Below are 19395 nucleotides of genomic sequence, written 5' to 3' on the forward strand. Positions count from 1 at the left end.
AGCGAAAAGTCACGGTACGATGGCGGGGCATGACAGCAAAGCCAAGCATTTTCTCCAGTCCATCCCGCTACGTGCAGGGCAAAGATGCCATCCACGAGCTGGGCAAGTACCTGAAGCAGCTCGGCGAGAACCCGCTGCTGCTTTCCGACGACACGGTGTGGGGCCTCGTCGAACAGTCCCTCACCGACGGGTTTGAAAAGGAAGGCCTCCCGGTCAACCGCGTCAAGTTCGAAGGTTTCGCAACCGCCGAGCGTGTCGACGACACGGTCAAGCTGATCAAGGACAATAACTACGACGTGGTGGTCGGCCTCGGCGGCGGCTCCGCCATCGACTCCGCGAAGGCCGCCGGCTTCGAGGCGGACATCCGCTGGGCTTCGGTGCCCACCGCGGCGTCTTCCGACGCTCCGACTTCCACGCTTTCGGTGATCTACACCGAGGACGGCGCCTTCGACGAATACCGCTTCTTCCCCCGCAACCCCGACTTGGTGCTCATTGACACCCAGCTGGTCGCCGGCGCCCCGGAGCAGTTCCTCGTCGCTGGCATCGGCGACGCCATGGCTACCTGGGTGGAGGCACGCGCGACCGCAAGGGGCAACGGCACCACCATGAACGGCGGCCACCCCACTCGCGCAGGCGCTGCTCTTGCAGAGCTGTGCGCTGACATTCTGCGCAAGGACTCCTTCGCCGCCCTCGATGCGGTTCGCGCAGGCGTAGTCACCCCGGCGCTTGACGCCGTGGTGGAGGCGAACACCCTGCTGTCCGGCCTCGGCTTCGAGTCCGGCGGCTTGGCCGCGGCGCACGCCATCCACGACGGCCTGTCCGCCGCCGAGCAAACCCACGGCCTCTCCCACGGCGAGAAGGTCAACATCGGCACTCTCGCCCAGCTGATCATGGAGGGCGCCGACTCCGAGGAGATCGAAGACTTCATCGAGTTCACCACCAAGGTCGGTCTGCCTACCACGCTGACTGAGGTGGGCCTGTCCCCCGAGGACACCGACGTCCTCGAGGCTGTTGCCAAGGCCGCGACCGCCGAAGAGGAGACCATCCACAACATGCCGTTCCCGGTCGAGCCGGCCCAGGTTGTCGAGGCGCTGATCACCCTCGAGCACACCGCCCGCCGCGTCCGCGAAGAGCGCGGCCTGCCGGAACCGAAGAAGTACGAGGCGAAGCACTAAGCTCGCGCGATCCGGGGCCGCACGATGCTTTCGTGCGGCCCCTTTTTATGCCTGTTTTTATGCCTGTTTCCGCAATTGCAGAACGTTCGGACACAATCGGACATATCGAACATACCCCCGTTTTCCATTTTCCATTTTCCATTCTGCAGTTGCGGAACGATCGGACACAATCGGACATTTCCCTAAATGTGCACTTGAGATGGTTCCGCAATTGCAGAATCCGCCCCCAGATGTCCACTAAAATAAACACAAAAATCCTTTATATCGAACACTCTTGCGTTTACGCTCGACGCCAAACAGCAACCGCCAAACCATCCCCGGGGGACCTGCCATGACAGCAGCCATCGAAACCGAGCGCACATCTCTGCTTATCGACGAGCTAAAGCACCACCACCGCAATTCCCACTTCCACCGCGCCGAAATGCTTAACGCCCTCGGCCAACTCGATGAAGCCGACATCGCCTCCCAGCGAGGTGAGACATCCACCGCCACCTGGCTCAAACGCGAGCTCAACCTTGCCACGGCCACGGCTTACGAATACGTCCACGTCTCCCGGGGTCTTCGCAGATTCCGCCTGCTGTATGAGACGTTTCGCTCCGGCATCATGCCGTACTCCACCATGCGCCTGCTGCTGCGCTACATGCACGAGCAGAACGAGGAAGAACTGGTAGACCTCGCTCTAATTCACGGTTACTCCGAACTCGAGCAGGTCCTTGCCGGCAGCGATCCCGCCGAGGAACGGGAGCCGGAGGAACCAGTGGTGACCGCGAAGTTTCGCACGGACGGCATGCTCGATTTCCGCGCACTGCTTCCGGCTGTCCAGGGCCAGGCGCTGCTCTGCGCGCTGAAAATCGCGCAGTTGGCGAACTACTGCGCAGAACTCCCCGATGTGGACGAGCTTGCAGACCCAGAGGAGCTAGAGAGGCTCATTGACGCAGTAGAAAACGAACCGGAGGCGTGCCCTGCAGACGAGACGGTGGAAACAGAACGCCCACGGACAAAGTTGGACATGGACAGCATCTTGCGGCCCCCGTCCCGCTACGGCAATCCGGAAAGGAAGGACCTCTACCCCGCTTTTGTTGCCATGATGGAGATGGTGCGTACGAACCCAGTCAGCGCCCTGCGCGCACCGGGCGCCCACGTCAATATTGTGCTCACGGAGGACGGCGGGGCATGGATGCCGCAGAACACCTCGGCTCGCTCAGCGGAGGTTCGAAGCTACATCGCAAACGCGAATGTTCGGCTGCACCTGCTAGACAAGAAAGGACTGACTATCCACGTCGGCCGGTCCCGCCGCTTCGCCACGGACGCCCAGGTGCTCGCCTTGCTCACGGCCTGGGGCCACCAGTGCGCGATGCCCGGTTGCAACCACAAGCGTTTCATCGAGATCCACCACATCCGGGAATGGGAAGAAGGTGGCGAGACGAACATGGACAACCTGATCCCACTGTGCTCGAGCTGCCACGCAAAGATTAGCCACGGGCTCGCCTATATTCAGCCGCACGGCCCTGACCTGTACTTCCGACTTCAGGACGGAACGCAGTATGTGTCTAGGAACCGCTCCCTGCCGACGAGGACGCGCGACCACACTGGTCCGCTGCGCGACACAGTTACGCCGGGTGACTCGTTCGCGGAATAGTTAGTCGCGCACGAGCTCCGCGGTGGCTGGGCCTGCGACGTCGAGTTCGATGACGCGGAGGCCGGCGGAACGGGCTTCGTCGAGAAGCGAAGGCTCCACCCCGGTCGTGGTGAGCACCAGCGCGGTCGGGCCGGCGCCGGAGAGGTAGGCGGCGTGGCCGCGGTTGCGCAGGCGGTTGACCCACTCAGCCGTCACCGGCAGGACGTCGGCGCGGTACGGCTGGTGGAGGCGGTCGCGGGTGCCCTCGAAGAGCAGCTGCGGGTGATGCTGCAGCGCGGCCGTCATCACTGCTGTGCGCGAGACGTTGAAGCGTGCGTCGGTGTGGGTGACGTGGCTGGGCAGCACCTTGCGCACGGCGTTGGTGGAGGCGTGGAAATCAGGAACGAGGGCGACGGCCTTGATTGACTCGTCCACCGGGATGCGCACGGCGCGGTAAGACGGCTTGGACTGGCCGTCGACGGGGATGTCCGTCCAGGACACTACTGCCCCGCCGAGGGCGGACGCGCCGGCGTTGTCGGGGTGGCCCTCGAACTCGGAGGACAGCTGCACGACCGCATCCTCGTCCAGCGGGAAGCCTGCCAGCGCGTTGGCGGCGACCACCCCCGCGACGGCGGCCGAGGCGGAGGAGCCGAGGCCGCGGGACTGCGGGATGGTGTTGTGGCACACCACGCGCAATCCGGGCGCGGAGACGTCGGCGGCGGACAAGCCGGACTGGATGGCCCGGACGACGAGGTTGGAGCTGTCGCGGGGTAGGTCGTCGGCGCCCTCGCCAAAGATTTCCACCTCGAGGCCGGATTCGGTGACCTCCACCTCAACGGTGTCGTAGATGCTCAGCGCGATGCCGAGGGTGTCGAAGCCGGGGCCCAGGTTCGCCGACGAGCCGGGGACGGTGACCTTGACTTTCAGGCCGGGCTGCAGATCGATAGCCATAGACGGAAACCTTAGGAGTCGAGGCGGATGACGGAGTTGACGGCGAGCACGTCGTCGTGGCCGGAAAGCTGTTCCACGATCGCCTTGAGGTCCTCCTCGAGCGCGGCGTGGGTGACAACGATCAGGTGGGCCTCGTCGCCGGACTCCTCCTGACGCACCGCGGACAGGGAAATGCCTGCCTTGGCGAAGCGGGCGGTGAGGCCGGCGAGCACGCCGACGCGGTCGTTGACCGTCATGTTGATGGTGTAGCGAGTGGTCACCTGCTCAAACGCGACGACCGGGTAGTCCGCGTAGGGGTTCTCGGCCGGGGCGCGGCCGCCGTGGACCTTGTTGCGGGCGGCGCCGACGAGGTCGCCGAGCACTGCGGATGCGGTGGGGGCGCCGCCGGCGCCGTTACCGTAAAACATAAGTCGACCTGCTGCTTCTGCCTCGACGAAGATGGCGTTGTAGGACTTGTCCACGGTAGCGAGCGGGTGCTCGTTGGGCACCAGCGTCGGGTGGACTCGGGCGTTGACGCCGGTGGTGTTGCCGGCGTCGTCGACAAGCCGCTCGCAGATGGCCAGCAGCTTGATGGTGTGGCCGGACTTCTTCGCGGCCTCGATGTCGTCGGCGGTGATTTTGGTGATGCCTTCGCAGTACACGTCGTCGAAGGTCACGCGGGTGTGGAAGCCCATGGAGGCGAGGATCGCGGCCTTGGATGCGGCGTCGTGGCCCTCCACGTCCGCGGTCGGGTCGGCCTCCGCATAGCCGAGGCGGGTGGCCTCGGCGAGCGCTTCCTCGTAGCTCGCGCCGGTGGAGGCCATGGCGTCGAGGATGAAGTTGGTGGTGCCGTTGACGATGCCGGAGATGCTCTGCACTTGGTCGCCCGCCAGCGAGCGACGCAGCATGCCCACCACCGGGATGGCGGCGGCGACGGCCGCCTCGTAGTAGAGGTCGACGCCGGCGGCATTGGCGGCGTCGGCAAGCTCAGCGCTGTGGGCGGCCACCAGCGCCTTGTTCGCGGTGACCACGGATTTGCCGGCCTTGAGCGCCTCCAGCACGAGCTCGCGCGGGTAGTCGATGCCGCCGATCAGCTCGACCACGATGTCCACGTCGTCGCGGGTGACCAGCTCGCGCGCATCCCCGGTCAAGTACAAGCCCTGGACCTCGGGAGCATCCTTATGCTTCTCGACGTCCGATACCGCGACACCCCTCACCTCGATCGGGCCGCCGATGCGCTGCTCCAAGCTGGAAGAGAACTCCGACAGCAGGCGCAGCACCTCGGTACCGACGGTGCCCTTGCCCAGCACGGCGATGCCCACGGGGGTGCCGATGCCCTTGCCCGGGTAGTTGCCGTTGTATCCCTCGGCGGTGGCGGAAGTCATGTTGCGTGTAGCTCCTTCGTCGTACGTGGCGGGGATCAGCGGTGAACCGCTTTGTCTACTATCGCGCAAATGGCACCGACGGTCAATTAATATTCGCGGGCGATGAGATCCTCGACGGCCTCCCGGCGCACCATCGGCGTGACCTCTCCGCCGCGCACGGAGACCACTGCCGGGCGGCCGAACGCGTTGTAGTTCGAGGCCATCGAGTAGCAGTAGGCGCCGGTGGCGGCGAGGGCGATGAGGTCGCCTGGGGCGATGTCGTCGGGCCAGGAGGCCTCCTCCACCAGAATGTCGCCGGACTCGCAGTGGGATCCCACCAGGCGCGTGTCCGTGGGGGCGCCATCGGTGAAACGGTTGACCACGCGGGCGTCGTAAAGCGCGCCGTACAGCGAGGGGCGGATGTTGTCGCTCATGCCGCCGTCGACGGCGATGTAGCGGCGCGAGGTGGTGTACGAGGTGTCCACGTCCTTGATCACGCCGGCGGTGTACACGGTGACCGCGGACGGGCCGGCGATCGCGCGGCCGGGCTCGACCACCACGGTGGGCGCGGCGATGCCCAGCTCGTCGGCAACTTCCTGCACCGCGGCGAGCAGGTCGCGCGCCACAGCGTTGACGTCCAGGGGCGACTCCCCCGGCATGTAGGCGATGCCGTAGCCGCCGCCGAGGTCGAGGTAGCCCAGCGCCACGCCCTGGGTCTTCCAGATCTCGGCGTACAGGCCCAGCACACGCTCGGCGGCGAGCTTGAAGCCCTCGGCGTCGAAAACCTGGGAGCCGACATGGCAGTGCAGGCCGGTCAGCTCCAGCCAGTCGGACGCGATGGCTGCGGTGGCGGCGGAAAGCGCGTCGCCGGTAGCGAGCGAGATGCCGAACTTCTGGTCCTCGTGGCTGGTGGCGATGAATTCGTGCGTATGCGCGTCCACGCCGGGCTTCACGCGCACGAAGACATCCTGTTTCACGCCAGCTTGCTTCGCGACGGCCTCGAGCTGAGCCAGCTCCTGGTGCGAGTCAATGACCACGTGGCCGACCTTGGACTCCACGCACAGTCGCAGGAACTCGTCCGACTTGTTGTTACCGTGCACGGTGATGCGCTCCGGCGGAAAGTCCGCGGCCAAAGCGATGCGCAGCTCGTTCTCGCTGGCCACGTCGAGGGCGAGGCCCTCCTCATCCACCCAGCGCGCCACGCGGCGGGTCAGGAACGCCTTGGAGGCGTAGTGCACGTTGCCCGGCGCCAGAAACGCGGCGGCCATGTCGCGGCAGCGGGAGCGGAAGTCGTCCTCGTCGATGACCACGACCGGGGTGCCGTACTCCGCGGCGATCTCGGGAAGCGGCACACCGGCAATGGTGACCACGCCGTCCTCCTCGCGCTTGGCGCAGCGCGGCCAGACGTGGTCGGGCAGGTCGTTGAAGTCGCCGCTGTCTTTCTCGTAAGGCGTGGAGACAAAAACGGTCATTTACATCCGCTCCGGTGCGCTCACGCCGATCAGGCCGAGGGCGTTCGCGATGACCTGGCGCGAGGCCATCGCCAGGGCCAGGCGCGCGGTGTGGATCGGCTCCGCGTCCTCGCCGGCCTTGGGCAGGATCTGGCACGAGTCGTAGAACTTGTGGAACGCGCTGGCCAGCTCCTCGGTGTAGCGGGCGATGCGGTGCGGCTCGCGCAGCTCGGCAGCGGCGCGCACGACGGCCGGGTACTCGCCGAGGGTGCGGATGAGGTCGCCCTCCTTGTCGTGGGTGAGCAGCGCCAGGTCCGGGTCAGCGAAGGACACACCAGCTTCCTCCGCCTTGCGGCCGATGGAGCACAGGCGGGCATGGGCGTACTGCACGTAGTAGACGGGGTTGTCGGAGGACTGCTTCGTCCACAGGTCCAGGTCGATGTCCAGGGTGGAGTCCACCGAGGAGCGCACCAGCGAGTAGCGCGCACCGTCGACGCCGATAGCGTCCACGAGGTCTTCGAGCGTGATCACGGTGCCGGCGCGCTTGGACATCTTCACGGCCTGGCCGTCACGCACTAGGTTCACCATCTGGCCAATGAGCACCTCGACGGCGTCCGCGTTGTAGCCCAGCGCCTGCGCCGCGGCCTTGAGGCGGGCAATGTAGCCGTGGTGGTCCGCACCCAGCATGTAGATGGCCAGGGTGTGGCCGCGGTCGAACTTGTCGGCCACGTATGCGATGTCGCCGGCGATGTAGGCGGCGTCGCCGTCGGACTTGAGCACGACGCGGTCCTTGTCGTCTCCGAAGTCGCTGGAGCGCAGCCACCACGCGCCGTCGTTTTCGTACAGGTTGCCGTTGTCCTTCAGCGTCTGCACGGCCTTGTCAACGGCACCCGACTCGAACAGGGAGTTCTCGTGGAAGTACACGTCGAAGTCCACGCCAAACTCGTGCAGGGACTGCTTGATCTGCGCGAACATCATCTCCACGCCAGCCGCGCGGAAGGTCTCCTGCACCTCGGCGTCGGTGCCGTCGAGAGCATCAGGATGCTTTTCGACGACCGCCCGGGCAATCTCGCGGATGTAATCGCCGCCGTAACCGTCTTCCGGGGTGGGCTCGCCCTTCGCCGCGGCGACCAGTGACCGGGAGAAGCGGTCGATCTGCCCGCCGTGGTCGTTGAAGTAGTACTCGCGGGTCACCTCCGCACCGGCGGCTTCGAGCACGCGGCCGAGCGAGTCGCCCACCGCCGCCCAGCGGGTGCCGCCCAGGTGGATCGGGCCGGTGGGGTTGGCGGAGACGAACTCGAGGTTGATCTTCTCGCCCGCGTACAGGTCGCAGTGACCGAACTTCTCGGCTTCCTCCAGCACCTTCGCCACGAGCTGGCCCTGCGCGCCGGCGGCCAGGCGCAGGTTGATAAAGCCGGGGCCCGCGATCTCGGCGGAGTCGATTGCGGGGTTGGCCGACAGGTCGTCGACAAGCCAAGTAGCAAGCTCGCGCGGGTTGGTGCCAGCCTTCTTGGCCACCTGGAGCGCGATGTTGGTGGCGTAGTCGCCGTGCTCGGGGTTGCGGGGGCGCTCCACGGTCACGGTCTCAGGGACGACGGAGGCGTCGAGTTCGTGGGCGGCGAGCACGCGGGTCGCGGCCTCTTTCACGGTGGTTGCGAGTTCAGCTGGCGTCATGGGGCACAAGTCTAAAACACCCGCCGACACCGCACGCAGCATGCCTACAGGCACCACGGTGCAATAGGTCACACCAAAGGAATACCCCTCTATTGGTCACTTCCGGGGTTATAGTGGCATATTGTTTCCCAGTCATTGCCCGTACTGACTCGAAAGAGCCTCCCCCATGGATCAATTCCAAGTGTTCACCGACGCAATCGGTGGAAGCGTGGGCCTTTCGGCACTGGTTTCCACCCTGCCGTTGCTCACCTTCTTCATCATGCTGCTCGGCCTTAAGGCCCGCGCACACACCTCCGGCGCCGTCGCGCTCGTTGTTGCGCTGCTGGTAGCCATCCTCGGCTTCAACATGCCCACCGGCATGGCCATCTCCTCGGCCTTCCGCGGCGGCCTGTTCGGCCTGTTCCCCATCGTCTTCGTGATCCTGACGGCCATCTGGTTCTACCAGATCACCGTCGCCTCCGGCCGCTTCGAAGACCTGCGCCTGGTCTTCGACAAGATGGGCAACGGCGACGTGCGCATCCAGGCGATGCTCATCGCGTTCTGCTTCGGCGGCCTGCTTGAGGCGCTCGCCGGTTTCGGCGCGCCGGTAGCCATTACCGCCACCATGATCCTCGCGCTGGGCATCCCGCCGCTGAAGGCCGCCACCGTGGTGCTGCTCGCCAACACCGCCCCGGTCGCGTTCGGCGCCGTGGGCATTCCGATCACCACCGCCGGCGAGGTCGGCGGCCGCACGGTCGAGCAGACCGAGAACATCGCGGCGATCATCGGTAACCAGACCCCGATCCTGGCGTTCTTCGTCCCCTTCATCATCGCGCTGATCATCGACGGCAAGCGCGGCGTGCGCGAAACCGCACCGGCCGCGTTCACCATCGGCCTGACCTTCGCCGTGGCCAAATGGTGGACCTCCCACTACTTCGCCTACCAGCTCACCGACGTCGTCGCCTGCATCGTCGCGCTCGGCGCGGCGTTCCTGCTGCTGCGCTTCTGGCAGCCGAAGGGCATCAACGAGATGCGCCAGCGCCTCGAACTCCCGGAGCGCACCGAGGAAGCAGAACTGCCAGGACACCGTGTGTGGATGGCGTTGATGCCGTACGCAGTTGTTGTGGTTATCTTCGGTCTGGCCAACCTGGGCAGCACCATCCCGGACTGGCTGAACAAGTTCAAGATCTCCTTCCCGTGGCCGGGCCTGGACGGCAAGCTTCTCGACGCCGCAGGTGAGACCGTCAACAGCGACTACAACTTCGCCTGGATCAACAACCCGGGCACGCTGCTGGTCATTTCCGCCCTTATCGTGTCCGTGGCCTACATGGTGTTCAACGAGAACGGCCGCTACAGCCTGACCTGGGGCCAGGTGGGCAAGGAATTCACCGATACTGTGTGGAAGATGCGCTGGTCCGCGCTGACCATCGTGCTCGTGCTGGCGCTGGCGTACGTGATGAACTACTCCGGCCAGACCGTGACCATCGGCGAGTTCTTCGCCAACCTCGGCCCGGCGTTCGCCTTCTTCTCCCCGGTCCTCGGCTGGGTTGGCGTGGCTGTGACCGGCTCCGACACTTCCGCCAACGCCCTGTTTGCCAACCTGCAGGTCACCGCCGCGAACAACCTGGGGCTCAACCCGGACCTCATGCTGGCAGCCAACACCACCGGTGGTGTTGTGGGCAAGATGATTTCCCCGCAGTCCCTCGCCATCGCCGCCACCGCGGTGAACATGGAGGGCAAGGAATCCGAGATCTTCAAGAATGTCGTCGGCTGGAGCTTCGGCTTCTTGGTTGCAGTGTGCGTGATAGTCTTCCTTCAGTCGAACGTTCTGAGCGTGCTTGCGCCGGTCGTTCCGTAACTGACAACCGAATATCGGAGCCCTCGAGGTCATCACAGCCTGCGGGGGCTTTCATTTTTCCCTGTGATCTCACAATTTTAGGAGTCCGAACATGCGAGTAGCGCTGTTTTCTACTTGTATCGGCGACGCCCTCTTCCCCGACGCGCACAAGGCTACGGCCATTGTGCTTTCCCGCTTGGGCTACGACGTTGTCTTTCCCGAACAGCAGACCTGCTGCGGCCAGATGCACGTGAACACCGGCTATAAAGAGCAGGCCCTTCCGATCATCGAAACCTACGTCGACGCCTTCTCGGATCCGTCGATCGACTACGTGGTCGCCCCCTCCGGCTCCTGCGCCGGCGCCGTGCGTGAGCAGCACGTCGAGCTTGCAGAGCGCTTTGGCTCCAAGGCGCTTGTCGACGGCGCGAAGACCGCGTCGAAGAAGACCTACGACCTCTCCGAATTCATCGTTGACGTCGCAGGCACCTACGACGTGGGCGCTTTCTTCCCGCACCGCGTGACCTACCACTCCTCCTGCCACTCCCTGCGCTTCCTCAAGGTCGGCGACCGCCCGACCGAGCTGCTGCGCCACGTCGAGGGCCTGGAGCTGGTGGACCTGCAGAACTCCGAGGAGTGCTGCGGCTTCGGCGGTACCTTCTCCGTGAAGATGCCGGAGGTCTCCTCCGCCATGGTCTCGGACAAAGTGCGCCACATCAAGGACACCCAGGCCGAGTACGTCACCGCCGGCGACTCCTCCTGCCTGATGAACATCGCGGGCGCAATGTCCCGCCAGCACCAGGGCATCCGCGCTGTGCACATGGCGGAGATCCTCGCCTCCACCAAGGAGCACCCGCTGACCCCGACGTCCGCGGCATACAAGAAGGAGAAGATGCTGTGAAGGTCGCACTCGGTCAACCCACCATGCCGCCGTACGCGAACGGCCCGTCCCACCTGCGCGGCAAGGAGAAGTTCCAAAAAGCTGCGCACCACGAGCTCAACGACGTAACCAAGCGCCGCAACTACCAGTACGCCACCACCACCATCCGCGTGAAGCGCCAGGCTGTCGTGGACGAGGTGGACGACTGGCAGGATCTGCGCGAGGCAGGTTCCACCATCAAGCGCGACGTCGCTTCCCGCATGCCCGAGCTGCTCGAGCAGTTCGAGGAGAACGTGACCAAACGCGGCGGCCACGTCCACTGGGCGCGCGACTCCAAAGAAGCCAACGAGATCATCCAGGACCTGGTCAAGGCCACCGGCGAGGACAAGATTGTCAAGATCAAGTCCATGGCCACCCAGGAAATCGCCCTGAACGAAGAGCTGGACAAGGCCGGCATCTTCGCGCAGGAGACCGACCTGGCAGAGCTCATCGTGCAGCTCGGCGAGGACTTCCCCTCCCACATCCTTGTCCCGGCGATCCACCGCAACCGTGCGGAGATCCGCGACATCTTCGCCGCGAAGATGCCGAACACGGACGAGACCCTGACCCAGGACCCGGCGGAGCTGGCCGAGGCCGCCCGCAAGTACCTGCGCCAGCAGTTCATGGAGGCCAAGGTGGCCATCTCCGGCGCCAACTTCGGCTGCGCGGATACCGGCACCGTCTCCATTGTGGAGTCCGAGGGCAACGGCCGTATGTGCCTGACCCTGCCGGAGACCCTGATCACCGTCATGGGCATTGAGAAGCTGCTGCCGAACTTCGAGGACCTCGGCGTGTTCCTGCAGCTGCTGCCGCGCTCCTCCACCGGCGAGCGCATGAACCCGTACACCTCCCTGTGGTCCGGTGTGACCGAGGGCGACGGTCCGCAGAACTTCCACATCGTCCTCCTAGACAACGGCCGCACCGCCGCCCTGTCCAGCGAGATCGGCCGCGAGGCCCTGAAGTGCATCCGCTGCTCCGCCTGCCTGAACGTCTGCCCGGTCTACGAGCGTGCCGGTGGCCACTCCTACGGCTCCACCTACCCGGGCCCGATCGGTGCGATCATCACCCCGCAGCTGACCGGCATCGACTCCTCGGACGACCCGAACGGCTCCCTGCCGTACGCGTCTTCCCTGTGCGGCCGCTGCAACGAGGTCTGCCCGGTGAAGATCCCGATCACGGACATTCTGCTGGAGCTGCGCTACCAGAAGGCGAAGAACGAGCCGAGCCACATCGAGCGCGCGGCGTTCGCTTCCCTGGCCCAGGTCTGGGGCCGCAGCGGCGTGTGGGACAAGCTGGTGCGCATGGTGGCTCTGGGCCGCGTGCTCGGCGGCTTCAACGGCAAGATCGAGCTCATGCCGCCGCCGATCTCCGGCTGGACCGAGTACCGCGATGTCGCGGTGCCGCCGAAGAAGTCCTTCCGCCAGTGGTGGGGCTCCGAGGAAGCCGAGCGCCTGCTGGCCGAGGCCCGCGAGCAGGGCGTCCCGGAGGGCCAGAAGGTCACCGGCAAGCGTTTCGAGGAAGAGGACAAGTAAATGACTACTCGAGTAACCGGTAATTCTGCCCCGCGCGACACCCGCAACGAGGACGCGAAGCGCGAGATCCTCAAGCGCATCCGCGACGCGCAGCAGCTGTCCAACACGCCTGAGCAGGTGGAAGTGGTTCGCAACTACAACACCTCCTCCGACATCTCCGGCGACGACCTGCGCGAGATCCTCATCGACCGCCTCGTGGACTACAAGGCGGACGTTGTGGAGACTACCGAGGCGACCCTCGCCGAGGACATCGTCAAGGTGCTCGCGGACCGCAAGTGCAACGAGGTCGTCTACGCGCCCGGCCTGGACGCCTCGCTTTTCGACGGCTTCGCTGGCACCGCCCGCCCGGATTCCAACGACACGGACCCGCGTGAGCTTTCCGATGTCGACGCCGTGATCACCGATTCCAAGGTTACCTCCGCGCAGACCGGCTCCATCGTGCTGGAGTCCGGCGACGTGTGCGGCCGCCGCGCCCTGTCACTGGTGCCGGACCGCCACATCTGCATCGTGCGCCCGGAATCCGTCGTCTTCGGCGTGCCGGAGATGATCTCCCGCATCGATCCGGAGCGCCCGGCGACCATGATCTCTGGTCCGTCCGCGACCTCCGATATCGAGCTCGTGCGCGTCGAGGGCGTGCACGGCCCGCGCGACCTCATCGTGATGGTTGTGAAGTAGCCAGCGCTTAGCTGGCATAGCGAAACGGCCGGTCCCTTTCGGGGCCGGCCGTTTCGCTGTCATTGTTTCCCGTGTCACGCCGTTCCCGCGGCGCGCACCAATGATTATGGGACATGGGTGTTGCAAAACCATGGGGTGAAGCTGGGAGTCGCCCTAGGGTTCGTTCCAATTTCGTTGGCTGTAATGCCGGGTGCTAACCTAGACGGCATTGTCTCCGTAGCTCAGTGGATTAGAGCATCGGTTTCCGGTACCGAAGGTCGCAGGTTCGAATCCTGTCGGGGACACCACTTGACCAGGGGGTTTCACGAAACTGTTCCAATCTTTTCACGAAACCTCCTGCCGGCCGAAGAAAAACGGCCGCGAACACAAAAATGACCCGCTCCGTTCGTTCGGAGGGGTCATTTTTCTTTGTCTGAACGCCGTTCCTGCTCGGGTTATAGCGCGGATTGTTTATGAGAGCGGACCGAGCCGCGGAAGAGTTTCCGTACTCATCTGGTGGCGCGGTTTTTGCAGCGCTTCATAGCGGTCTTGTTGCTGTGATCACGCAGGACTGGCTGCGGGTAGTTGTTGGGGTCTGAACCGAGAGGGGTACGCCCGGTCGGGGCCGTTTGGAACACTGCCGCTACGTCAGAGCCCGAAAGCTCCGCCGCTGACGAGGATCACGATGCCGAGGCCGATGAGAACGATGGGAAAGAGGATGTCCTCCCAGCGTTCGAGCACTTCCGCGATCGGGGGGCGGGTGGCGACGAACTTTGCCAGGGCCACCAGGACCGCAACGAGCGCGAGGAAGATAACGCAGTAGGCGACTACTGCGAGAGGCTCCACGCTGAGGAAGACAGGGGTGTAGACACCGATGTTGTCGCCGCCATTGGCAAAAGTGACGCCTGCGACTGTCCCCACGCCGACCTTCTTGCCGGCAACCTTGGCCTCGTCGTCATCGTCGTCATCGTCTCCGCGCCAGGCCTCCCATGCGGCCCAGAGGCCGATGCCCAGCGGGATGAGACCAAAGTATGGAATAGCTGCCGGGGGCAGAAATGCTCCGGCGCCGATGGTCACGAGGATCGCGGCGACGAGGATGCCGGCAAATCCGAGGTACTGGCCGGCCAGAATACGGGCGGTGGTGCCGCTCTGGCCTGCCCCTCGCGCGAAGAAGAGGGAGAGCACGATGATGTCGTCGATGTTGGTAGCTGCGAACAGGCCTATCGCCTGCAAGACCGTGGTGAGCATTACGCGCCCACCCCAGCTACATCGCATCCGGGAAGCGTGCAGGCGGGATCCATGCACGGGGCATCTTCGTCTACTGCCAAGGTGGCATCGACCAATGTAGTCAGCGCCTGCGCCAGGTGCGGATCGGCGATCTCGTATCGCGTCCGACGCCCCTCGGGCTCGGAGACGACGATCCCGCAATCGCGCAGGCATGCCAGGTGGTTGGACACATTCGAGCGTGTCAGGTCCAGAGCTCGAGCCAGTTCCGCCGGGTAAGCGGGATGGTCGAGCAGGGTTAAGATGATCCGGGATCGAGTGGGGTCGGCCAGTGCACGACCCAGGCGGTTCATCACGTCGAGACGCGAAGCAATAGTCAGCATGCACTGAACTATACAGCGAGCGCTGAACGTGTCAAACCCGATGTAGCGGTGCAGCTGTGTGTGCTGCTCAGGAGACAGTGGAAGGAGCAGAGCTGGCAGAGATTCCGGCAAAGTTGCGAAAACAGCGTCGCCGGCTCGAGATTCAAGTTGCGCACGAGCCTGGCGTAGTTCGGGAGATCGGCTTTCAGGCCCCAAGCAATGATCCGAACGGGACAAAACTCGATGGCCTCATCATCTTGAACCGGGAAGGCTCGAACAAACTTATCTACCTCATCCGCAGCCTCGACTCGATTCCCGTTTGCAGCGGGGACACCTCGGGGTTCGACGACGGTTCGCGCCGCCAAGGAGAGCCTTGCCGGATGGATTGCCGAGAGGGACAACGAGGGAGACAACACTGGCGACGGTGCATACTTGGTTGAACCACGCTCGTTTCTGATGATCGGCCCATGTGCGATTTGTGTGCCGCGCCCAAGGCAACCGAATTGGCTCGAAGTTCCGTAGCTTTGAAAGTTTCCGCTCGAACCGCAAGTCACCGGAGGTGCTCACCTTTGACGAGCTTGTCGAGCGTTCACGGTGGAGCGTGGAGCTTGCCGAGAGGTAGGAAGAGGCGGAAGCGGAATTTCCTGACTTCCCGCTCTAAGGAGCGCTCCTGCTCACGTCATATAATTGACTTCTGTTGTGTAACCGGAGTCGGAACCCGGTGTAACCGGGGTGTAGCCACGAACCCGCTACAACTGGTCGGGGAGTTTACTGAAAGCTCCGAGCAGGGGTTCTGGTTTCTTTTCCCGTTCAATTCAGGAAACGCTGCCAGATTTAACCCTGCTTTCAAATCGGGTGACTTTCGGAGAGACTGACCCCGACAACATTCAATCTGGCGCGAAATGATTCGCCGGCGTGCACAATCGGGGTTCTGCATGCCGGTGAGGAACTAATTGTGGTTCAATTAACCCTAGACTCCACAGCCCGAACAGTCGTGGATAATGCCATTACCGGAAGGAAGCAGGTGCATGAACGATGACTCTCAAGATGATGAGCGCCGCCGGTCGAGCACGCCGCCGGGGAGTGGACGTCATGGAGACGAACCCTCGCCCGCTGCGAACGCAGGCACGCATGAAGGCCAACGATCCCCGGGCGACGATTTACAACGGGTGGAAAGTGACGTTCAACGCAATGGACAAGAGCATTCGGACGGTTCTCCCGGCGAAGTAATTGACGCTGAACTCGTCGAGGAGGTCACCCGCCAGATTGCGAGTTCCGCTTACCTGTAGAGTGCCCCGGCACCAGCACCGGAGACGTTGGAAGCCTACCGTCAAGTTGACCCCACTTTTGCCGACCGCGCAATGCGCATGGCGGAACAAAGCATTGCAGCCTCGAACCACGAGAAAGAGTGGCTTGCCAAAGGGGATGTGGACGCCCTCAAACGCGGTCAATACTTGAGTTTCGGCATGTTCCTAACCTCGATCGGCGCAGCCTTGGCTGTTTATTTCGGCGGGGGTTCCGAGTGGCTGGCTGGCATCTTCCTCGCGCCCCCAGTTTTTCAATTCCTAGGAAAGTTTGTCAGGACTGTTCGCAGGGAAGAAGATGACAACCTCGAATGATGCGCAATCTCTGACCTAAGGCGGACCGAAGCCCCCGCCTTTAATTCACCTCTAAGCGAGCTCGTCCCATTCGGTGTCGACGAGCACGTGGCCGCCGCTGTCCATGGCGACAGGCGGCAGCACTTCCACCGGCGGCAGGCCGTACGACATGAGCATGCGGGCGAAGGAGCGGTGGCTGGGGCTGCGCTCGTCGATAAGCTCTTCCGCTTCCATAATCACCTGCTCTGTGACGACGGTGAGGCCGCGCCAGAAGTCGTCGCGGCTGCCGCTGTAGGTGAACGCTATGTAGCGGGTGGAGGCGTCCTCGACGGTGCCGAAGGTGTAGTCGCAGCCCGGCTCGAGGGCGTCGGCGGCGTGCAGCTTGGCTACCTGGAGCAGGGTGAGCAGAGGGTTGTCGCGTGGGTCGATGAGCACGAGGAACTCGGCGGGAGCGTCGCTGCCGCGCCAATGGTCGACTTCGGCGCGAAGCATGCCGGCGGTCATGTTGGGGTTCGAGTTAGCGATCATCGGCGGTCACCTTCCACTGCGGCGGGATGCGGAAATTGCCATCGCCCAGATGGTGGTCCTTCCAGTTCGCAATTGCGCGTGTCCAGCGGCCCGGATCGGTTTCTTTCCAGCTGTGGTCGCGTTCGATGGAAAGGTGCGCGTCCAGGAGGCGGGTGGTCGCGTCGGTGACGTCGTCGGCCAGGGTGTGGGCGAAGTCGCCGTCGAACAGCTGGTCAGCCCAGCGAATGAACGGTAAGAACAGCGGGTCAGCGAAGTCTTCGCACGGCGGGTCGATGACAGTCCCGTCCGGGAGGTACACGTAGTCGATGACGTGCTGGTTTTGCGCCATTTCCGTCTCCGCAATGTCCATCAGGCGGATCAGGCGCGACGTGTTCAGTATCAGCGCTCCGTCGAACTCTTCGCCGTCCACGCGTGTGATCCAACCGGCATTGACCAATCGCTCGATACATCCTTTGAGCGGAAAGTTGGGTTCGCGCCACCAGGGACGCTCATAGGCCTCCTCCGGGATGTAGTGGATCATCCCGATGCACCCGCGGCGGAAGTTCCCGTGGCGATCAATGATCTCGCCGGTGTAGTCATCGGCGTATTTGCTCACATGTGCGAGGGCCGTTTTGTCTTGGTACTCCAGTGATGGGGTCATCACCTGCATCACTGCGTCAGAAAGTATTTCTCCCAAATGGTTCTCCTTTGAATCCGTCGTTTTTCTAGACCGATCAGTACGGTAAGACCCGCTAGGGGAATTGTCAAGAACATATGTTCGACATAGTAGGTGCCGGCAGGAGAACTTGTTGACACGTCACCATGGCGCGCGTAGCATCACTCTCGTTCCATAGTTGACCCATCAACAAAATTCGAAGGAGACAATCATGCAGACCGGTACCTACGCTCTCGACCCCGCCCACTCCTCCATCGGCTTCACCGTGCGCCACGCCATGGTGACCAAGGTCCGCGGCGAGTTCACCGACTTCGACGCAACCGTGACTATCGCGGAGGAGCCGTCCGCAAGCACCGCTTCCGGCACCGTGCGCACCGCGAGCGTGGACACCCGCAACGCCGACCGCGACGCACACGTGCGCGGCGAGGACTTCTTCGCCGTCGAGCAATACCCGGAGATGACCTTCACCGCCACCAGCTTCGACGTCGACGCGCAGGGCAACGGCACTGTCACCGGCGACCTGACCATCAAGACCACCACCAAGCCGGTCACCTTCGACGTCGAGACCTTCGGCGTCGAGGAGGACCCGTTCGGCAACACCCGCCTCGGCTTCGAGGCCCGCACCACCATCAACCGCAGTGAATACGGCATCGACTTCCAGGCGCCGCTGAACTCCGGCGGCATGCTGGTCAGCGAGAAGGTGGGCATCGAGATCGAGGGCTCCGCGATCAAGCAGTAGCTTCTCGACGAGCACTCCGCTCCCCCACCCACTAGAATTTCAGTCTGTGCTGAGCAGGAAAACCTTCATGTCCGCCACGGCAGTGGCGGGCTTTTCTGCGTTGGTGGGGTGTGCCGGCCCGCGGGGCACCACAGGCATAACTGTGACGGAGACGGCGACCACGACGGTCCGTGAGACGGTGACGGCGTATCCCGGCCCGGAGCGCTACGCGGGCCGGGTGCCGCAAGCGTTCGGGACTTCACTGCGCGGCATCGTGGAGACGGTGCCGGTGACCCCGGGCAGGCGCACGATTGCGCTGACCTTCGACGCCTGCGGCGGGCCGAGTGGTTCGGCCGTGGACCAGGGGTTGATAGACGCGCTGCGCGAGCATGCCGTGCCCGCAACGCTGTTTTTGAGCGCCACCTGGATCGACGCGAACCCGGAGGCGACGCGGAACTTGGCGGCGGATCCCCTGTTCCGCCTGGAAAACCACGGCACTCGCCACCTGCCGCTAAGCGTCAACGGCCAGGCGGCTTACGGCATCGCGGGCACTGCGACGCCTGCGGAGGCCATCGCGGAAATCGACGGCAACAGGGCGCTGCTGGCGGAATACGGGGTGGATTCGACGTGGTTTCGCTCAGGCACGGCCCACTACGACAACGTCGCCGTCCACATCGCCCGCGAGCGCGGGGTACAAATCGCGGGCTATTCCGTCAACGGCGACGCTGGGGCGACTGCGGCGGCGGGCCATGTGGCGTCGACAATCATGCATGCCCCCGACGGGGCGATCGTGCTGGCGCACATGAACCACCCCTCCTCCGGCACCGGGCCGGGTGTGCGCCGCGCGCTGGAGCAGCTGCGCGGCGACGCGGTGCGGTTTACGTTCCTCGACGGGAGCGGGCCCTAAAACTCGGCCGGCATGATCATCCAGGCCACGCCGTAGGCCAGCAGACCCGGGAACAGGCCGATGAGTGCGAGCAGGACGAAAACGACGCGCACGACGGTCGGGTCCACGCCGAGGTACTGGGCGATGCCGCCGCACACGCCGGCGATGTACTTGTCGGTCATGGAGCGCTCGAGGCGCTTCGGGGAGTTGCCGGGGTTGATGTTCTGCGGGTTGTAGGGGTTGGACATTGCGGGGTCCTTTCATGCTCGGAATTGGTGCGTCCCATCCAACCCC

The 19395-nt window shown here is 64.2% G+C and carries 19 protein-coding genes and 1 tRNA gene; 11 read left to right on the top strand and 9 right to left on the bottom strand.

What is annotated here, in order from left to right; translation table 11 throughout:
• Nucleotides 1–29 precede the first annotated feature (29 nt).
• Both MHX64_RS06000 and MHX64_RS06005 read left to right on the top strand, forming a co-directional pair.
• The gene (locus MHX64_RS06000; protein WP_194989515.1) at nucleotides 30–1175 is read left to right on the top strand and encodes a glycerol dehydrogenase; all 1146 of its coding nucleotides are present in this window, start codon (nucleotides 30–32) and stop codon (nucleotides 1173–1175) included.
• A 331-nt stretch (nucleotides 1176–1506) separates the two neighbouring features.
• Nucleotides 1507–2814: an HNH endonuclease signature motif containing protein gene (locus tag MHX64_RS06005; protein WP_070474839.1), complete on the top strand. Its 1308-nt coding sequence runs from the start codon at nucleotides 1507–1509 to the stop codon at nucleotides 2812–2814.
• On the opposite strand, the gene thrB is transcribed toward MHX64_RS06005, so the two are convergent.
• From thrB to argS, 4 genes are all read right to left on the bottom strand, one after another.
• Nucleotides 2815–3744 (bottom strand): homoserine kinase, encoded by a 930-nt coding sequence (gene thrB, locus MHX64_RS06010; RefSeq protein WP_239305941.1) that lies wholly within the window; start codon nucleotides 3742–3744, stop codon nucleotides 2815–2817.
• Between the two features lie 11 nt (nucleotides 3745–3755).
• Nucleotides 3756–5108 carry a homoserine dehydrogenase gene (locus tag MHX64_RS06015; RefSeq protein ID WP_239356185.1) on the bottom strand — a complete coding sequence of 451 codons (1353 nt, stop codon included), beginning with the start codon at nucleotides 5106–5108 and terminating at the stop codon, nucleotides 3756–3758.
• Nucleotides 5109–5194: 86 nt separating this feature from the next.
• On the bottom strand, nucleotides 5195–6559 hold the full coding sequence (lysA, locus tag MHX64_RS06020; protein WP_239356184.1) for a diaminopimelate decarboxylase: 1365 nt from the start codon (nucleotides 6557–6559) through the stop codon (nucleotides 5195–5197).
• Entirely contained in the window at nucleotides 6560–8212 is a 1653-nt protein-coding gene (argS, locus tag MHX64_RS06025) for an arginine--tRNA ligase (RefSeq protein WP_239356183.1), read from the bottom strand.
• A gap of 166 nt (nucleotides 8213–8378) precedes the next feature.
• On the opposite strand from argS, the gene MHX64_RS06030 reads away from it, so the two are divergent.
• From MHX64_RS06030 to MHX64_RS06050, 5 genes are all read left to right on the top strand, one after another.
• On the top strand, nucleotides 8379–10049 hold the full coding sequence (locus tag MHX64_RS06030) for an L-lactate permease (protein WP_181888231.1): 1671 nt from the start codon (nucleotides 8379–8381) through the stop codon (nucleotides 10047–10049).
• Nucleotides 10050–10140: 91 nt separating this feature from the next.
• Nucleotides 10141–10926, top strand: a complete 786-nt coding sequence (locus MHX64_RS06035; protein WP_181888230.1) for a (Fe-S)-binding protein — start codon at nucleotides 10141–10143, stop codon at nucleotides 10924–10926.
• Nucleotides 10923–12476 (top strand): LutB/LldF family L-lactate oxidation iron-sulfur protein, encoded by a 1554-nt coding sequence (locus MHX64_RS06040; protein WP_239356182.1) that lies wholly within the window; start codon nucleotides 10923–10925, stop codon nucleotides 12474–12476. The genes MHX64_RS06035 and MHX64_RS06040 overlap by 4 nt, the downstream gene beginning before the upstream one ends.
• On the top strand, nucleotides 12477–13151 hold the full coding sequence (locus tag MHX64_RS06045) for an LUD domain-containing protein (protein ID WP_239305947.1): 675 nt from the start codon (nucleotides 12477–12479) through the stop codon (nucleotides 13149–13151). It begins immediately after the preceding gene.
• Nucleotides 13152–13361: 210 nt separating this feature from the next.
• Nucleotides 13362–13438: transfer RNA gene (locus tag MHX64_RS06050), tRNA-Arg, on the top strand.
• 340 nt (nucleotides 13439–13778) lie between these two features.
• Here MHX64_RS06050 and MHX64_RS06055 read toward each other — a convergent pair.
• Complete coding sequence (locus tag MHX64_RS06055; RefSeq protein WP_200803038.1) at nucleotides 13779–14378, bottom strand: cadmium resistance transporter; 600 nt, start codon at nucleotides 14376–14378, stop codon at nucleotides 13779–13781.
• Complete coding sequence (locus MHX64_RS06060; RefSeq protein ID WP_181888220.1) at nucleotides 14378–14737, bottom strand: helix-turn-helix transcriptional regulator; 360 nt, start codon at nucleotides 14735–14737, stop codon at nucleotides 14378–14380. Before MHX64_RS06060 ends, MHX64_RS06055 begins: the two co-directional genes overlap by 1 nt.
• A gap of 1014 nt (nucleotides 14738–15751) precedes the next feature.
• Here MHX64_RS06060 and MHX64_RS06065 point away from each other — a divergent pair.
• Together MHX64_RS06065 and MHX64_RS06070 are read left to right on the top strand one after the other, a co-directional pair.
• The gene (locus MHX64_RS06065) at nucleotides 15752–15946 is read left to right on the top strand and encodes a hypothetical protein (RefSeq protein ID WP_239356181.1); all 195 of its coding nucleotides are present in this window, start codon (nucleotides 15752–15754) and stop codon (nucleotides 15944–15946) included.
• Between the two features lie 86 nt (nucleotides 15947–16032).
• The gene (locus tag MHX64_RS06070; protein ID WP_239356180.1) at nucleotides 16033–16335 is read left to right on the top strand and encodes a hypothetical protein; all 303 of its coding nucleotides are present in this window, start codon (nucleotides 16033–16035) and stop codon (nucleotides 16333–16335) included.
• 51 nt (nucleotides 16336–16386) lie between these two features.
• Here MHX64_RS06070 and MHX64_RS06075 read toward each other — a convergent pair whose 3' ends face one another.
• A complete protein-coding gene (locus tag MHX64_RS06075) occupies nucleotides 16387–16842 on the bottom strand; it encodes a hypothetical protein (RefSeq protein ID WP_181888218.1) in 456 nt (151 codons plus the stop codon).
• Nucleotides 16832–17518, bottom strand: coding sequence for a hypothetical protein (locus MHX64_RS06080; RefSeq protein ID WP_239356179.1), 687 nt, complete (start codon nucleotides 17516–17518; stop codon nucleotides 16832–16834). The genes MHX64_RS06075 and MHX64_RS06080 overlap by 11 nt, the downstream gene beginning before the upstream one ends.
• A gap of 190 nt (nucleotides 17519–17708) precedes the next feature.
• On the opposite strand from MHX64_RS06080, the gene MHX64_RS06085 reads away from it, so the two are divergent.
• Nucleotides 17709–18236 (top strand): YceI family protein, encoded by a 528-nt coding sequence (locus MHX64_RS06085; protein WP_239305952.1) that lies wholly within the window; start codon nucleotides 17709–17711, stop codon nucleotides 18234–18236.
• A 67-nt stretch (nucleotides 18237–18303) separates the two neighbouring features.
• Entirely contained in the window at nucleotides 18304–19122 is an 819-nt protein-coding gene (locus MHX64_RS06090; protein WP_181888215.1) for a polysaccharide deacetylase family protein, read from the top strand.
• Here the strand turns inward: MHX64_RS06090 and MHX64_RS06095 are convergent.
• Nucleotides 19119–19349, bottom strand: coding sequence for a PspC domain-containing protein (locus MHX64_RS06095; protein WP_181888214.1), 231 nt, complete (start codon nucleotides 19347–19349; stop codon nucleotides 19119–19121). The genes MHX64_RS06090 and MHX64_RS06095 overlap by 4 nt on opposite strands.
• Between the last annotated feature and the right edge of the window lie 46 nt (nucleotides 19350–19395).

This window comes from Corynebacterium sp. ACRPZ (assembly GCF_022346205.1).
Lineage (GTDB): Bacteria > Actinomycetota > Actinomycetes > Mycobacteriales > Mycobacteriaceae > Corynebacterium > Corynebacterium lehmanniae.

Coding starts and splice junctions, on each gene's coding strand:
- MHX64_RS06000 (WP_194989515.1), top strand. CDS start 30: ATGACAGCAAAGCCAAGCATTTTCTCCAGTCCATCCCGCTACGTGCAG.
- MHX64_RS06005 (WP_070474839.1), top strand. CDS start 1,507: ATGACAGCAGCCATCGAAACCGAGCGCACATCTCTGCTTATCGACGAG.
- thrB (WP_239305941.1), bottom strand. CDS start 3,744: ATGGCTATCGATCTGCAGCCCGGCCTGAAAGTCAAGGTCACCGTCCCC.
- MHX64_RS06015 (WP_239356185.1), bottom strand. CDS start 5,108: ATGACTTCCGCCACCGCCGAGGGATACAACGGCAACTACCCGGGCAAG.
- lysA (WP_239356184.1), bottom strand. CDS start 6,559: ATGACCGTTTTTGTCTCCACGCCTTACGAGAAAGACAGCGGCGACTTC.
- argS (WP_239356183.1), bottom strand. CDS start 8,212: ATGACGCCAGCTGAACTCGCAACCACCGTGAAAGAGGCCGCGACCCGC.
- MHX64_RS06030 (WP_181888231.1), top strand. CDS start 8,379: ATGGATCAATTCCAAGTGTTCACCGACGCAATCGGTGGAAGCGTGGGC.
- MHX64_RS06035 (WP_181888230.1), top strand. CDS start 10,141: ATGCGAGTAGCGCTGTTTTCTACTTGTATCGGCGACGCCCTCTTCCCC.
- MHX64_RS06045 (WP_239305947.1), top strand. CDS start 12,477: ATGACTACTCGAGTAACCGGTAATTCTGCCCCGCGCGACACCCGCAAC.
- MHX64_RS06055 (WP_200803038.1), bottom strand. CDS start 14,378: ATGCTCACCACGGTCTTGCAGGCGATAGGCCTGTTCGCAGCTACCAAC.
- MHX64_RS06060 (WP_181888220.1), bottom strand. CDS start 14,737: ATGCTGACTATTGCTTCGCGTCTCGACGTGATGAACCGCCTGGGTCGT.
- MHX64_RS06065 (WP_239356181.1), top strand. CDS start 15,752: ATGACTCTCAAGATGATGAGCGCCGCCGGTCGAGCACGCCGCCGGGGA.
- MHX64_RS06075 (WP_181888218.1), bottom strand. CDS start 16,842: ATGATCGCTAACTCGAACCCCAACATGACCGCCGGCATGCTTCGCGCC.
- MHX64_RS06085 (WP_239305952.1), top strand. CDS start 17,709: ATGCAGACCGGTACCTACGCTCTCGACCCCGCCCACTCCTCCATCGGC.
- MHX64_RS06090 (WP_181888215.1), top strand. CDS start 18,304: ATGTCCGCCACGGCAGTGGCGGGCTTTTCTGCGTTGGTGGGGTGTGCC.
- MHX64_RS06095 (WP_181888214.1), bottom strand. CDS start 19,349: ATGTCCAACCCCTACAACCCGCAGAACATCAACCCCGGCAACTCCCCG.